Consider the following 14,512-nt stretch of genomic DNA (forward strand, 5'->3'; position numbering starts at 1 on the left):
CCGAACGTCGTCCGGCTGACGCGGAGGGCAAGGTGCAGCCCGATGACCTTGAGACCGTTGAGACGCTGGCGAGAGTCATAACCGTGGCTGCCTGCGCCTCGGTGTCGGCCGGCCTCGTGACGTATCTTGTTCGCATGCGTCACCGCAACGGCGGGCTTGTGGGCACCTCGGCGCTGCTCTGCGTCTTCGTGCTGGCGCTGGCGATCGGCACCATCGGCCAGATGCTGTCCGAGTCGACCGGCGGAGGAATCTTCATCCTGGTCGAAATGGTGACGGCGGTCATCGCCTTCGTCGTCGGCATCGCCGTCTGGCCGATGATTCCGCGGCTGATCGGCCAGCCGACGCGTCAGGAGGCCAACGAGGCCAATGCGTTGCTTATGGAGGGGCAGGAGGCGAACAGGAAGCTGATCGCTCAACTCAGCGATCTCAACCGCGACCTCGAAAGCCGGGTCGCCTGGCGAACCGCCGAATTGGAAACGGTGCGGCACCGGTTCGAGGTGGCGCTGGAGGGCTCCGACATCTCCGTCCTGGAACTCGATGCCGACCTCGTCTTCACCTGGGTGCACAATCCGCCCGAGCCGCTCACCGAGGACGATATCCTGGGCCGTCAGCCGGCAGAGCTGCTGCTGCCCGCCGAGGCCGCCGAGTTCATGAATATCGGCCGGCGCGTGCTCGCCGGCAGCAAGGCGGAGCGCTTCGAGATTTCGCTGACGCTCGGCGGCCGCCAGCGCTGGTTCGAGGGCTTCATCGAGCCGCTGAGGACGGACGGCTCGGTTGGCGGCATCCTGGCGGCGGCCATCGACATTTCGCGCTACAAGGAGCACGAGCGCGAGATGCGCGACATCCTGCGCGAGCTCACGCACCGGTCCAAGAACCTTCTGGCCGTGGTGCAGGGCATCGCCCGCCAGAGCGTCGAGGGCAGCCCGGAGGCCGCCGCCTTCCTGGCGCCGTTCGGCAGCCGCCTGCTGGCATTGTCGGCCGCCCACGAGTTGTTGGTGCAGAACGGATGGCGCGGCATCCCGCTGGACGAGGTGGTGACGCGTGCCTGGGCCGATGTCGAGGGCACCATGGCGATCCGGGTGGAAATCGACGGGCCGCGCGTCCTGCTCGGCCCCGACGTGGCGCAGAACGTGATGCTCGGTGCCCACGAACTGGTCGCCGCGGCCGCCGCCGCCGAACAGCCGCCCGAACGGGTGCTGGTGTCCTGGGCCTTGCTGCCGGATGGCGGCTTTCGCCTCGATTGGCGAATGTTCGGGACGTCTTCGATCAAGGTCAGCGGCTTCGGCCAGCGTCTTCTGCGCACCGTCTTGCCCGTCGTCCTCGGCGGCGAGGTGACGACGCTCGGCATCTCGGATGCCGGCTTTGCCTACGGGGTAAGGGGGCGGATCGGCCCGCAGCTTCATCTCATCCAGCGGCCCGCGTAGTCTTCGAGGCCGGAGAGGTCGTAGGCGCCGCCGACCGGTCGGTCGGGCGGAAGATTGGGACGCCCCTCGGGACCGAGCGCCAGCATGGCGGCGCCGGTCGACGTGCCGGTGGTCCCCGCGGCGATCAGCACCGGCCGGCCCGTCAGGCGCTGCAGCGCTTCGGCGAACAGCGTGTCGCGGCCGAATGGCCCTTCGACGACGATCGGTCCGGCGGTGCCGGCCACCGCCATGGCGGCGCGCGCCACCAGCGCCAGGTAGAGACTGACGGCGGCGGTGCGCACGCCGGCGGGAAGCGAGGCCGGCTCGACGCTCCAGCTTCCCGTTTCGTCCGGGAACGGGCCGCAGCCGGGCACGAAGGTCGGCCGCAGCATGACGCCGCCGTCGACGACGGCGCGGACGTCCGCGGCGGTCGGCTTTTGGGCGTGGCCTTCCGTCAACAGGTCGAATTCCCGGCCGCCCATGAAGCGCGACGACGGCACCGGGTTGCCGAAGGCATCGACGTTGCAGAGCCCGTCGCGGCCGGCATCGAGCGCCGAGGCGCTGCCGCCGACGGCGAAAATAATCACCCATGTGCCGGTGGAAAGCACCGTGAACGGCGGCTTCCTGCTGAGAAGATGCGGCAGCAGCGAGGCGTTGGAATCGTGGATGCCGCAATAGACAGGCGTGTCGGGGGACAGGCCGGTGCGGGCGGCGATGTCGGCCGTCACCGTGCCGAGCCGGTCGAAGGCCGACCTGAGCGGCGCGAACAGCCGGTTCCAGCCCTCGGCGTTGGCGAAGGACGAGAAGGCGCGCCTTTCCGGTGCCCAGAGATCGGTGTGCACGCCGAGAGACGTCGGCTCGCTCGCCAGCACGCCGGTGAAGCGGAAGGCCCAGTATTGCGGGTAGGGGACGATGGCCGTCGCCCTGGCGAAGGCGTCCGGGAAGGCGCGGGCCTGCCAGTAAAGCTGGGCGCCGGCGTTGAGGCCACCGGGCAGGCGCGGCGTGAAGCTCTCGGCGAACGGCGGCCGCGCGACGGCGTAGGCGTCGTCGAGGGCGTCGGGACCGAGGAACTCGTAGTCGAGGATCGGCAACGCCAGTCGGTCGCCGGCCAGCAGGACGAAGGTGGCGCCATGGGTGGTGAAGGAGAGGGCATCGATCCGCTGGACCGCCGCCGCCTCCTTCAGCGTGTCGAGAAAGAACGCCCACATGCCCTCGACGTCGTAGTGGGGGTAGGGCGGCGCGTCGACGACGGCGTTGGGCCGCGTGCGGACGAACACGTCGCCGCCGGTCTCGAGGTCGTGGACCACCAGCTTGACGTTGGTCTTGCCCACATCGAGAACCGCGATGAACCTCGGCGTCGTCGACATTGCCTTTTCCCTTATCCTCGAAGTGGCTCAGCGGCGGCGGTTGTTGATCCGCTGCACGACGAGCGGCAGGGCGATCACCAGGATCAGCATCAGGCCCATGAAGATGCTCATGACGATGCCGGGCACGTTCAGCAGGCCGAGGCCGAAGGTGACGAGGCCCATCACGAAGGCGGCGATGACGACGCCGAGGATGTTACCGGTGCCGCCGTTGATGCCGACGCCGCCGAGCACCGCCATGGTCACCGCGTCGAGCTCCCAGCCGACGGCGATCGACGGCCGGGTCGAGCCGAGGCGCGAGGTCAGCATCACCGAGGCGAGGCCGGCGGCGACGCCGGTCATCAGGAAGACGATGAACTTGATGCGCCGCACCTTGACGCCGGAGAAGCTGGCGGCCAGCGCGTTGTTGCCGACGGCGTAGACCTGCCGGCCGAAGATCGTCTTGTGCAGCACCACGCCGGCGATCAGCGCCAGAACGAGGAAGGTGACGAACTCGATCGAGAAGATCCAGAAGGCGTAGCCCTGGCCGAACACGGCGAAGTCGGCCGGATAGTTCTTGTAGACCTGGTCGCCGAGCACGACGTAGGCGATGCCGCGGTAAAGGCTCATGGTGCCGATGGTGGCGACGATGGCCGGCAGGCCGAGCCTTGCCACCAGGAAGCCGTTGAACAGGCCGCAGCAAAGGCCGGTGCCGAGGCCGATCAGCAGCAGCAGCGGCGTGCCGGCTCCCGCTTCGGCGGCGGCGCCCATCGCCGTCGAGGCCAGCGCGATGATCGAGGCCACCGAGAGGTCGATCTCGCCGGTGACGATCACGAAGGTCATGGCCAGCGCGATGATGGCCTTTTCCGTGAAGTTGAACGTGGCGTCCGACAGGTTCCAGGGATCGAGGAAATAGGGCGAGGCCAGCGAGTTGGCGATGGCGATGGCGATCGCCACGGCGAGCAGCAGCGTCTCCCAGCTCTTCAGCGCCCGCTTGAACGGTCCGTCGAGGCGGTCGGGAATGTGGCGCGGCGAAAGGATGGCGGATTGATCGCTCATAGCGGAAGTTCCTTGCGGCGGAGGATGATCCGGCCCTTGACGCGTTCGCCGCGGGCATTGATGACGACGGCGGCGATGATGATGGCGCCCGAAATGGCCATCTGCCAGAAGGGCGAGATGCCGATCACCGGCAGCGCGTTCTTGATGATGCCGAGGAACAGCGCCCCCAGCACGACGCCGCCGACCGTGCCGACGCCGCCGATGGTCGAGACGCCGCCGATGACGCAGGCGGCGATGGTGTCGAGTTCGAAGCCCGAGGCGACGTCGACATAGGCGACGGCGTAGCGCGACACCCAGAGATAGCCGCAGAGACCCGAGATGGTGCCCGACAGCACGAAGGCGAGGAAGCGCGTCTTGCCGACGTCGATGCCGGTGTAGACGGCGGCGACGGCGTTGCCGCCGGTGGCGTAGAAGGCGCGGCCGACGCCGGTGCGGGTGAACAGCAGCACGGCGAGCACGATGGCAAGGATGCCGACCCAAGAGAGCACGGGCAGGCCGAGGATCAGCGTGCGCGGCAGTTCCAGGAAGGCCGGCGACATCTCGTGGGCGTTGACCCAGGCGCCGCCGGATTCGACGAAGGCGAGGCCGCGGAAGATGGTCATGGTGCCGAGCGTCACCACGATCGCCGGAATGTCGAGCCACCAGACCAGGAAGCCGTTGATGGCGCCGAGCAGCATGCCCATGCCCAAGGCGATCAGGATCAGCACGACGAGCGGCAGGCCGGGCACGAGGTGGTTCAGCATGGCCACCGTCATGCCGGTCAGCGCCACGTTGGCGGCGACGGAGAGGTCGATCGACTTGGTCAGGATCACCGCCGACTGGCCGAGCGCCATCATGATCAGGATCGAGGTGTCGTTGAAGACGCCGGCGAGATTGCGCGGCGTCGAGAAGGCGGGGAAGCGGGCGGTGATGGCGACGAGCAGCAGGAGGCAGGCCAGCACCAGGAGCGCTTCGCGCCGCGCGAGAAGGCTGCGGATGGTATTCATCGGAAAAGCTCCGGGGCGGGGATTGCGGGGCGGACGGGGCGGCAGGTCACGCGGCGGCCTCCTTGTTGCCGGTTGCGGCGCGCACCAGCGCTTCCGGCGTCAGACCCTCGCGCTCGAAGGTGCCGGCCATCCGGCCTTCGCGCATGACGATGACGCGGTCGCTCATGCCGAGGATCTCCGGGATCTCGCTCGACACCATAATCACTGCGAGGCCCTCGACGGCGAGCTGGCTCATGAAGGCGTGCACGGCGGCCTTGGAGCCGATGTCGATGCCCTTGGTCGGCTCGTCGAGGATGATCACCTTGGGCAGGGTCGCCAGCCACTTGCCGATCACCACCTTCTGCTGGTTGCCGCCCGACAGCGTGCCGACCGGCTGGCTGAGCGAGGCGGCGCGGAGGTCGAGGCGTTCGGCGTATTTGCGGGCGAGATCGAATTCCTCGGCCATGCGCAGGAAGTTCTTGCGGCTGGTCACCTTCAGCGACGGCAGCGAGATGTTGGAGACGATCGACATGGCGGTGATGGCGCCGTGGCGGCCGCGCTCCTCCGGCACGTAGACGATGCCGGCGTCGATGGCGTCGGACGGCGAGCGCACGGCCAGCGGCTTGCCGGACAGCGTCACCGTGCCGGCCGACGGCCGGGTGACGCCGAACAGCGCCTGGCAGAATTCCGAGCGGCCGGCGCCGACCAGGCCGTAGAGGCCGAGGATCTCGCCGCGCCTGAGCTCCAGCGACACCTGGTCGAACTCGGTGGGATGGCAGTAGCCGTCGACCTTCAGCACCACCTCGCCGATGTCGGCCTTGAGCTTGGGGAAGGCCTGCGTCACGTCGCGGCCGACCATCAGCTTGACGAGGTCGTTGTGCGACACCTCGTCGAGCCGGCCGGCGCCGACCTGGCGGCCGTCGCGGAACACGGCGAAATACTCGCAGATCTGCCAAACTTCCTCGAACTTGTGGCTGATGAACAGGATCGCCTTGCCGGCCTTCTTCAGCCGGTCGATGATGGCGAACAGCTCCTCCACCTCCTTGTAGGAGAGGGCGGCGGTCGGCTCGTCCATGATGACGATGCGGGCGTCGATGGACAGCGCGCGGGCGATCGCCACCAGATGCCGCTGGGCGATGGAAAGATCCTTGAGGCGGGTGCGCGTCGAAATCGGCGCGTCGATGCCGTGCAGGATGGCGGCGGCGCGCGCATGCATGGCCGTCCAGTCGATCAGGCCGTAGCGGTTGCGCGGCTGATGGCCGATGTAGATGTTCTCGGCCACCGTCAGTTCGTCGAACAGCACCGTCTCCTGGTGGATGGCGGTGATGCCGAGTTCCTGCGCCGCGTCGGCGGTCGGAAGGGTGACCTCCTTGCCGTCGATCAGGATGGAGCCGCCGTCCGGCTGGTAGATGCCGGTGAGGATCTTGACCAGCGTCGACTTGCCGGCGCCGTTCTCGCCGATCAGCGCGGTGACGTGGCCGGGGCGGAGCTCGAGCGCCACGTCGGACAGCGCCTTGACGCCGGGGAAGGTCTTGGAGATGCCCGTCATCTTCAGGATGGGCTCTGTCGTGGGTGTGTCCGTTGCAAGCATGACGTTCATCGGCGCTTTTCGCTGCTGGAGGCTTGTGGCCCGAAGGGTCGGGGCGGCGATCGGATGGTTGCCGTCGCGGCGGCGATCTCGCCGGAACGATGGCCGGCTTGGATCGGATCGGCGGAACGACCCCCTCTCCCTGTCCCTCCCGACAACAGGGGAGGGAACCCTGCCATGATCCTGAAAGCGCGCTGGAGGGTGCGCGTCGGACTGGACGTCGGAAGCCGGGAGGAGGGAGCTCCGGTCGGTGGCAACCGCGTCCCCTCGCCCTTGCTGGGGGAGGGACAGGGAGAAGGGGCCTGGTCTCGAGCTGGAGCGGCATGCGATCTGGCGAACGCGAGCTTCCGCTCCAGTTCCTTGTCGTCGCACCGTTTTGGCGGAAAACCGGTTCCCGCTTTTCCGCACGATGCTCTCGTCGAGTGCCGGACCCGGCCGGAGCCGGGCCCGGAGATTTCACGCCGGATCAGAAGATCTTGGCGAATTCCTCGACGTTGCCGGCGTCGTAGACGAACGGGTCGGCCATCGCCGCCTCGTTGTTGGCGTCGAGCTTGATCTTGCCCATGCGGCCGATGGAAATCTCGGCGTCCGGCTTGGCTTCGGCCTTGCCGGTCTTCAGCTCGTAGGCGATGTAGGTCGCCGAATAGCCGAGGTCGATCGGATTCCAGATGGCGAAGGACTTGGTCGAGCCGGCCTTGACGTGGCCGGCCATCTCCGACGGCAGGCCGAGGCCGGTGACGTTGATCTGGCCGACCTTGCCGGCGTCTTCCACGGCCTGGGCGGCGGCGACGATGCCGACCGACGTCGGTGCGATGATCGCCTTGAGGTTGGGATACTTGGCGATCAGGCCCTGCGTCTCGCGATAGGACTTGTCGGCGAGGTCGTCGCCGTAGACCGTGTCGACGAGGTTGACGTTCGGATAGTCGGGCAGGACCTTCTTCATCTCCTCGATCCAGATGTTCTGGTTGGTCGCCGTCGAGGCGGCCGAGAGGATGGCGACGTCGCCCTTCTCCGAGCCGAGGCCGTCGGAGGCCAGCTTGACGCACATGTTGCCGATCAGCGGGTTGGACGACGGGTTGAGGTGCACCTGGCGGCCTTCCGGCGCCACGCCCGAATCCCAGGAGATGACGGTGATGCCGCGCTGCATGGCCTTCTTGAGGGCCGGCACCAGGGCGTCCTTGTCGTTGGCGGAGATGGCGATGGCGTCGACCTTCTGGGCGATCAGCGAGTTGACGACGTCGATCTGCGCCTCGGCGGTCGAGGTGGTCGGGCCGGTGTAGATGATGTCGACGTCGCCGAGCTCCTTGGCCGCTTCCTGGGCGCCCTTGTGGGCGGCGTCGAAGAAGCCGTTGCCGAGCGTCTTGGCCACGATGGCGATCTTGAGGTTGTCGGCGCTGGCCGGGCCGGCCATCAGGGCGATGGCGGCGGCCGTGGTAACGATCAGTTTCTTGAACAGGGTCATTTGGGGTCTCCTCCCGTTGCGACCTTCCGTCGACCTCCGCCTCATTCCTCTTCTAGGCGACGGTCGGGGATTGCTGGATGTCCTCTTGCCGGTCCGTGGACGCGACGATCAGCTCGATGCCGGAGGCTTCCACCATCCGGCGGTCGCGCTCGTCGATGCCGTCGTCCGTGATGATCGTGCTCACCCGTTCGAGCGGGCAGAGGATCAGGCTGGACCGTGTCTTGAATTTGGAGCTGTCGACCAGGACGACGAGTTCGTCGGCCTGGCGCATCAGCCGCTGCTCGGACTGGATGATCAGCGAGTCCGATTCCATGATGCCGAGCGGCGACACGCCGCGGGCGCCCATGAAGAAGCGGCGGGCATAGAAATGGCCGGTGCCGTCGCTGTCGAAGGGCGACAGGATGATGTTCTGCTCGCGATAGACGGCGCCGGCCGGCAGCATCACCGTGCATTTCGAATGCTTGATCAGGTGCTCGGCGATCGGAAACGAGTTGGTCATCACCTGCAGGCGCATCTGCGCGAGGTAATGCACCATCGGAAAGGTGGTGGTGCCGCCGTTGATGGTGATGGCTTCGCCGTCGTGGCAGAGCTTCACCGCCTCGCGGGCGATGGCGCGCTTCTGCGCTGAGTTGACCGTCTCGTCGGCGCGGAACGACCGGGCGGCCAGCACGCCGATCTGCGGCGGATGCAAGGCCTCGGCGCCGCCGCGCACCTTCTTCAGCCGGTTCTGGAGCGCCAGCGCGCTGATGTCGCGGCGGATCGTCGCCTCGGAGGCGTCGGTCAGCTCGACGATGTCCTGCACCGTCAGGATCGGACGCTCCTGGACGGCGGACAGGATGATGCGGTGGCGTTCGCGTTCGTGCATGGCTCGGTCTCGGCTCCGGGATGTGGGGCAGGGACGATGGCGCGCCGGCGCCGCGGGGGCAAGCGCCGGCGCGGGAAATCAGACGGTCTTGGGGCCGGCCAGCTTCCAGCCGTCGAGCGCGACGGCCTCGGGCTGCGGCACCACCTTGAAGCGGGCGGCGAGGTCGATCAGGTCCTGCGTCGTCATGGTCTGGCGCGGGCCGCCCATCGACAGCACCTTCACCAGGATCTCGGCCGCCTTCTCGGCGGTGTCGATCAGGCCGAAGGCGTCGTCGAGCGTCGGGCCGACGCCGAACACGCCGTGGAACGGCCACAGCACCAGCGGCCTTTTCGCCAGCAGCCTGGCGGTGGCGTCGCCCATCTGGTCGGTGCCCGGCACCAGCCAGGGCATGGTGCCGACGCCGTCGGGGAACACCACCAGGCATTCGGTGGAGCCTTCCCAGAGGGCGCGCGTCACGTTGGCGTCGCTCCAGTCGAGCACGTAGGTGAGCGCGATCAGGTTGGTGGCGTGGCAGTGCAGCACGACGCGGTCGGCGCCGTTGGTGGCGGTCTGCCGGGCGATGTGGCCCTTGAAGTGGCTGGAGAATTCCGAGGTCGGGCCACCGCCGTCACGATAGCCCCACAGCACTTCGATGAAGCTGCCGTCGGCGCCGACCCGCACGACGCCGAGATTGTTCTCGGGGTCCAGCTGGACGTTGCGGAAGAACTTGCCGGTACCGGTGACGATATAGCTCTGGCCGGCGATGGCCGGCAGCGGCTCGGTCATCGGCACGCGGCGCGGCTCGCGGATGCCCGCAAGATAGGGCGCGATGTCGTCGTCGGTGAGACGCAGGCTGATGTTGCCGCCGTTGCGCTCGTCCCAGCCCTTGTCCCAGCAGTCCGTCGTGGCCTTCACCATCGCCTTGACGAACCAGGCATCGATCATATTCGCAGTCATAGTGGCTCAGGACTCCCGCTTGGCGAGCACGTCGCGTTCATAGGCCTTGACGACGTCGAACCAGGCGGCGCCGACCGGCACGTTCCGGCTTTGGCAATAGTGATCCCAGACGGCCGCCCAGGGGCTCGTCTTGTGTTCCTCGAACAGCGCCATCCGCAGCGCGTAGTCGCCGGACGTCTCGGCCGCCTTGAGCTTGGCCGCCGGCTCCAGCATGGCTTTCAACAGCGCCTTGCGCATGTTGCGCATGCCAATCACCCAGGCGGCGATGCGGTTGATCGAGGCATCGAAATAGTCGAGGCCGATGGCGGTACGGTCGAGCGTGCCGCCGCGCACCAGCTCGTTGGCGATCGCCTGCAACTCGTCGTCGAACAGCACGACGTGGTCGCTGTCCCAGCGCATCGGCCGCGACACGTGCAGCAGCACGCGGTCGACATACTGGAAGACGGCCGAGAGCTTGTCGGACACCACCTCGGTCGGGTGGAAGTGGCCGGCGTCGAGGCAGAGCATGGTGCCGCGCGTCGCCGCGTAGCCGAGGTAGAACTCGTTGGAGCCGACGGTGTAGGCCTCGGCGCCGATGCCGAACAGCTTGCTCTCGACGGCGTCGTAGTGGAACTCCTTGGAGATCTTCTCGGCGATCACCTCGTCGAGGGCGGCCTTCAGGATCTCGCGCGGCCCGTAGCGGTCGAAGGGATAGTCCTTGGAGCCGTCGGGGATCCAGATGTTCATCACCGAGGCGGTGCCGAGCGAGCGGCCGAAATGCTCGGACACCTTGCGGCTGGCCTTGCAGTGGTCGATCCAGAACTGGCGGATGCCGGCGTCGGGATGGCTGAGCGTGCGGTTGTCGGCGCTCTTCGGGTGCGAGAAGCAGGACGGATTGAAGTCGAGGCCGAGGCCGCGCTCCTTCGCCCAGTCCACCCAGCGCTGGAAATGCTTCGGCTCGATGGCGTCGCGCTCCACCTTGCGGTCGGCCTCGAGGTAGAGGGCGTGCAGGTTGAGCCGCTTGGCGCCGGGGATCAGCGACATCGCCTTGTCGAGGTCGGCGCGCAACTGGTCGGGGGTGCGGGCCCGGCCGGGATAGTTGCCGGAGACCTGGATGCCGCCGGTGAGCTCGCCATCGGGATTCTCGAACCCCTTGACGTCGTCGCCCTGCCAGCAGTGCATGGATACGGGAATGGTGTCGAGCTTGCCGAGGACGGCCTCGGTGTCGATGCCGTCGCGGGAGAAATGCTCGCGGGCAAGTTCGTAGGCTTTGGTGATCTGCGATTGTTCGGACATGACCGGCGGTTTCCTCCCATTGGCTCCGCTGCCAGCGCCGCTTTATGGCGCTGCCACTATCAATCATATTCCATCACTAACGATCAAGTACGATCATATCCGTAGCCTGCGCCACACCTCCGATCGGCCTATCCTGTCTGTCATTGGAAAGACGGTCTTATGCTTGAAAAGGCTGGAAGAAATTGATTTTTCTTTACGGATCGGCGTAAAAATGCTTATCGCCAAAAGTTCTATTCGGCCCTGGGGAAATTAGCACAAGCGATCAAACGTTCGAGGTGCGATTGAAAATGATTGGGTTTGCGTAATCATCCCACTGGGCGTGATCGGACGGGACCGAATATGATTTGCCGCAACGGCGCCGGCCGCGGCATCGGGCCGGCAGGGGAGGAAGCAGCATGATCAGGAAAGCCTTCGTCATGTGGGTCAATCCGGACGCCCACGCGGAATACAAGCGCCGCCACGACGAGATCTGGCCGGAGCTGTCGGCCGTTCTCAAGGCGCACGGCGCCCACAACTACGCCATCTATCTCGAGCCGAGCACGTCGACGCTGTTCGCCACCGTCGAGATCGAGTCGGAAGAGCGCTGGGATGCGGTGGCCTCGACCGACGTCTGCCAGAAATGGTGGAAATACATGGCCGACGTCATGCCGTCGAACCCGGACAACAGCCCGAAGTCGGCGGATCTCCGCGAGGTGTTCTTCCTCGCCTGACCGTCAGCCCGGCGTTGGAACGGGACCGGTCGACCCCTTCACGTCGAGGCGCGGCGGCAGGACGAAATGCCGTTCCTCTCTCCGTCCCTCGATGCGCTCGATCAAGAGTTTCATGGCCTCGCTTCCGAGCCGATGGCCGGACTGGTCGACCGAGGTGAGGGACAACTGGGGCAGCGCGGCGAGACGGCTATTGTCGTAACCGATCACCGACAGGTCTTCCGGTATCCGGAGGCCGAGCCTTAGCGCCTCGGCCATCAGGGTGAACGCCACCAGGTCGGTCCAGCAGAATACGGCCGTCGGGCGCCGCTCGCGCGCCAGGATACGCCGGGCCACCTCCTCGTCGTAGTGCTCGCCGCGGAAATGGGTGCCCTCGAAAACCGAAATGCAGTCGGCGAGGCCATGGGCCGTCATGGCCTCCCGATAGCCCACCAGGCGCAGGGTGGTGGAATTGTTCGGCGCGGCGGATCCCGGTTCGAGGCCGAAATAGGCGATGTCGCGATGACCGAGCGATATCAGGTGCTCGACGGCGAGGCGCGCGCCGGCCCGATCGTCGTTGTTGACGGTGTCATAGCCGCAGTCGCGATCGTGACGGCCGATCATCACCGTCGGCACCGACGTGGCGACGGTGGTGAGGTAGGATTCCTCGAGACGCGGCGCGACCATCAGGAAGCCGTCGATCTTGTGATCGAGCATGGTGTCGATGGCGTGCTTCTCGGTGGCTTCGGCCGTCGGGCGGAAGCCGATCAGCGGCTCGTAGCTGCTGCTCCGGAGCGTCGAGATGACGCCGTCGATGATGTCGGGGAAGAAGGGATTGCGCATGTCCGGCAGCACGACGCCGAGCGTATAGGTCCGTCCCCTGAGCCCGCGCGCCGCCGTCTGCGGCCGGTAGTTGAGGGCGGTCATCGCCGCCTCGACGCGGGCGCGCATGTCGTCGGACAGGCCATAGGCGTTGCGCAGCACCTTGGAGACGGCGGCGCGCGACACGCCGGCCGCTTCCGCCACGTCCTTGATCGTCGCGCGCTTCATGATGCCTCGCCCGTTTCCCGCCCGTTTCCAAGGTTTCCTCTATACACTCGGCGGTTTGCCGGCAACGTCCAACTCAGCCTTTCACGGCGCCGGCCGTCATGCCCTCGACGATCTGCCGGTTGAAGAACAGGAACATGATCAGCGGCGGGATGGTGATGATCAGGATGTTCATGAAAAGGAGATTGTAGGAGGTGTTGAACATGCTCTGGAAGTTGAACAGCGTCAGTTGCACCGTGGCGTTCTTGGCCCCCGGCAGATAGTAGAGCGGGTTGGTGAAGTCGTTGAAGATCGCCACCGACTGCACGACGATCACCGTCACCGCCACCGGCTTCAGGAGCGGCAGCACGATGCGGAAGAACAGCGTGAACGGCCCGGCGCCTTCCAGGATCGCCGCCTCGTCGAGCTCGCGGGGAATGGTGGCGATGAAGGCGCGGAACAACAGCACCGAGAAGGACAGGCTGTAGGCGATCTCGATCAGGATCAGCCCGGAGAGCGTCTTGAACAGGCCGAGCCACTGGAGCAGCCAGATGGTCGGCACCACGGCCGGCGGCATGATCAGGCCGGCCAGAACCATGAAGTTGATGAGGCCGTTCCAGCGCGACGGCCGCCGCTGCAGCACGAAGCCGACCATGGCGCCGAACACCACGAGGCCGGCCACCGCCACCACCGTCAGGACGATCGAATTGACGAAGGCGGTGATCAGCATGTAGTCGCGCGCCTGAACCACGGCGGCGAGGTTGTCCCAGAAGTGGGTCTCGGTCGGCCAGGTGAAATGCAGCCGCGACGCCTCCGGCTTGTCCTTCAGCGCGTTGACGACGATGAACAGGAAGGGCACCACGAAGACGACGAAGGCGATGGCGAGCGACAGGATGCCCGTCGCGTAATACCTGAGCTTTCTGGCGGTCATGCCTCGACCTCCTTGCGGTTGAGCACGAAGGACAGCGGCACGACGATCGCCGCCACCAGCACGAACAGCACGACGTTGCCGGTGGTGGACAGGCCGTAGAAGCCGGCCTGGTACTGCTTGTAGATCACCGAGGCCACGACGTCGGTGGTGAACCCCGGTCCGCCCTTGGTCATCGCCCAGATCAGGTCGAAGGACCGGAGGCCGCCGATCAGGCTCAAGATGATCACCGTGACGGTGGCCGGCCGGGCGAGCGGCAGCGTGACGTTCCAGAAGCGTTGCAGCGCGTTGGCGCCGTCCATCTTGGCCGCCTCGTAATATTCGGCCGGAATGGAGACGATGCCGGCGATATAGATGACGGTGGCAAGGCCGACGCCTTTCCAGACGTCGACGAAGGCGACCGACAGCAGGGCGAAGCGCGGATCGGTCAGCCAGGCCGGCCCCTTCAGGCCGAAGGCGGCGATGACGTCGTTGATCAGGCCGTTGGTCGGGTGCATCAGCATGGTGAAGGTGATGCCGACGCCGATCGTCGACACCAGCACCGGGAAGAACACGACGGCGCGCAGCAGGCCGCGCGCCATGACGTTGGAGGTGAGCAGGATGCCCAGGAGCATGCCGAGCACCACCTTCGAGCCCGACGTGACGACGGCGTAGATCAGCGTGTTGACGAGGCCCCAGACCAGGAACGGCTCGCTGAAGAATTGCCGGAAATTGGCGAGCCCGATGAACGAATACTGGAACAGCGTCCAGCGGGTCAGGCTGAAGAACAGCGAGGCGAAGGTGGGGAACAGAAACAGCACGCCGAAGATGACGGCGGCCGGCAGGTAGAACCAGCTCGGATAGGCCGCCGCGAACCTGCGGCGGAGGCCTTTCTTTCCATGGGTCGTCATGAGGGCACTCCAGCACCATCGTCCGCTCGGGCGCGGCCTCGCGTCAACGCGGGGCCGCTTCTTCGGGGAGGAATAGATCTGGCCGG

The 14,512-nt window shown here is 66.6% G+C and carries 14 protein-coding genes; 3 read left to right on the forward strand and 11 right to left on the reverse strand.

The features are described from left to right. Positions 1–32 precede the first annotated feature (32 nt). Complete coding sequence (locus tag CJ014_RS13275; protein WP_133121851.1) at positions 33–1,424, forward strand: sensor histidine kinase; 1,392 nt, start codon at positions 33–35, stop codon at positions 1,422–1,424. On the opposite strand, the gene CJ014_RS13280 is transcribed toward CJ014_RS13275, so the two are convergent. The 8 genes from CJ014_RS13280 to CJ014_RS13315 all read right to left on the reverse strand — a co-directional run bounded on the left by CJ014_RS13280 (position 1,400) and on the right by CJ014_RS13315 (position 10,896). Then, positions 1,400–2,770, reverse strand: a complete 1,371-nt coding sequence (locus CJ014_RS13280) for an FGGY-family carbohydrate kinase (RefSeq protein ID WP_100080968.1) — start codon at positions 2,768–2,770, stop codon at positions 1,400–1,402. The genes CJ014_RS13275 and CJ014_RS13280 overlap by 25 nt on opposite strands. A 27-nt stretch (positions 2,771–2,797) precedes the next feature. Then, on the reverse strand, positions 2,798–3,805 hold the full coding sequence (locus tag CJ014_RS13285) for an ABC transporter permease (RefSeq protein WP_100080969.1): 1,008 nt from the start codon (positions 3,803–3,805) through the stop codon (positions 2,798–2,800). Further along, positions 3,802–4,782 (reverse strand): ABC transporter permease, encoded by a 981-nt coding sequence (locus CJ014_RS13290; RefSeq protein ID WP_100081118.1) that lies wholly within the window; start codon positions 4,780–4,782, stop codon positions 3,802–3,804. Before CJ014_RS13290 ends, CJ014_RS13285 begins: the two co-directional genes overlap by 4 nt. Positions 4,783–4,837: 55 nt before the next feature. Next, positions 4,838–6,370 carry a sugar ABC transporter ATP-binding protein gene (locus tag CJ014_RS13295; protein ID WP_100080970.1) on the reverse strand — a complete coding sequence of 511 codons (1,533 nt, stop codon included), beginning with the start codon at positions 6,368–6,370 and terminating at the stop codon, positions 4,838–4,840. A gap of 454 nt (positions 6,371–6,824) precedes the next feature. Then, on the reverse strand, positions 6,825–7,820 hold the full coding sequence (rhaS, locus tag CJ014_RS13300) for a rhamnose ABC transporter substrate-binding protein (RefSeq protein ID WP_100080971.1): 996 nt from the start codon (positions 7,818–7,820) through the stop codon (positions 6,825–6,827). Between the two features lie 52 nt (positions 7,821–7,872). After that, positions 7,873–8,685: a DeoR/GlpR family DNA-binding transcription regulator gene (locus CJ014_RS13305; protein ID WP_100080972.1), complete on the reverse strand. Its 813-nt coding sequence runs from the start codon at positions 8,683–8,685 to the stop codon at positions 7,873–7,875. A gap of 78 nt (positions 8,686–8,763) precedes the next feature. After that, positions 8,764–9,621, reverse strand: coding sequence for a rhamnulose-1-phosphate aldolase (gene rhaD, locus CJ014_RS13310; RefSeq protein WP_100080973.1), 858 nt, complete (start codon positions 9,619–9,621; stop codon positions 8,764–8,766). Positions 9,622–9,627: 6 nt separating this feature from the next. Beyond that, positions 9,628–10,896: an L-rhamnose isomerase gene (locus tag CJ014_RS13315; RefSeq protein WP_100080974.1), complete on the reverse strand. Its 1,269-nt coding sequence runs from the start codon at positions 10,894–10,896 to the stop codon at positions 9,628–9,630. Here CJ014_RS13315 and CJ014_RS27560 point away from each other — a divergent pair. Both CJ014_RS27560 and rhaM read left to right on the forward strand, forming a co-directional pair. Beyond that, a complete protein-coding gene (locus CJ014_RS27560) occupies positions 10,895–11,149 on the forward strand; it encodes a hypothetical protein (RefSeq protein ID WP_133121852.1) in 255 nt (84 codons plus the stop codon). The two genes, CJ014_RS13315 and CJ014_RS27560, sit on opposite strands and share 2 nt — an antisense overlap. A gap of 142 nt (positions 11,150–11,291) precedes the next feature. Then, complete coding sequence (rhaM, locus tag CJ014_RS13320) at positions 11,292–11,606, forward strand: L-rhamnose mutarotase (protein WP_100080975.1); 315 nt, start codon at positions 11,292–11,294, stop codon at positions 11,604–11,606. 3 nt (positions 11,607–11,609) lie between these two features. Here rhaM and CJ014_RS13325 read toward each other — a convergent pair whose 3' ends face one another. From CJ014_RS13325 to CJ014_RS13335, 3 genes are all read right to left on the reverse strand, one after another. Further along, positions 11,610–12,632 (reverse strand): LacI family DNA-binding transcriptional regulator, encoded by a 1,023-nt coding sequence (locus CJ014_RS13325; protein ID WP_100080976.1) that lies wholly within the window; start codon positions 12,630–12,632, stop codon positions 11,610–11,612. A 73-nt stretch (positions 12,633–12,705) separates the two neighbouring features. Further along, positions 12,706–13,539 (reverse strand): carbohydrate ABC transporter permease, encoded by an 834-nt coding sequence (locus CJ014_RS13330; protein WP_100080977.1) that lies wholly within the window; start codon positions 13,537–13,539, stop codon positions 12,706–12,708. After that, entirely contained in the window at positions 13,536–14,426 is an 891-nt protein-coding gene (locus CJ014_RS13335; RefSeq protein ID WP_100080978.1) for a carbohydrate ABC transporter permease, read from the reverse strand. The genes CJ014_RS13330 and CJ014_RS13335 overlap by 4 nt, the downstream gene beginning before the upstream one ends. Positions 14,427–14,512: the final 86 nt, after the last annotated feature.

The sequence above is a fragment of the Pleomorphomonas carboxyditropha genome, assembly GCF_002770725.1.
Taxonomy (GTDB): Bacteria; Pseudomonadota; Alphaproteobacteria; order Rhizobiales; family Pleomorphomonadaceae; genus Pleomorphomonas; species Pleomorphomonas carboxyditropha.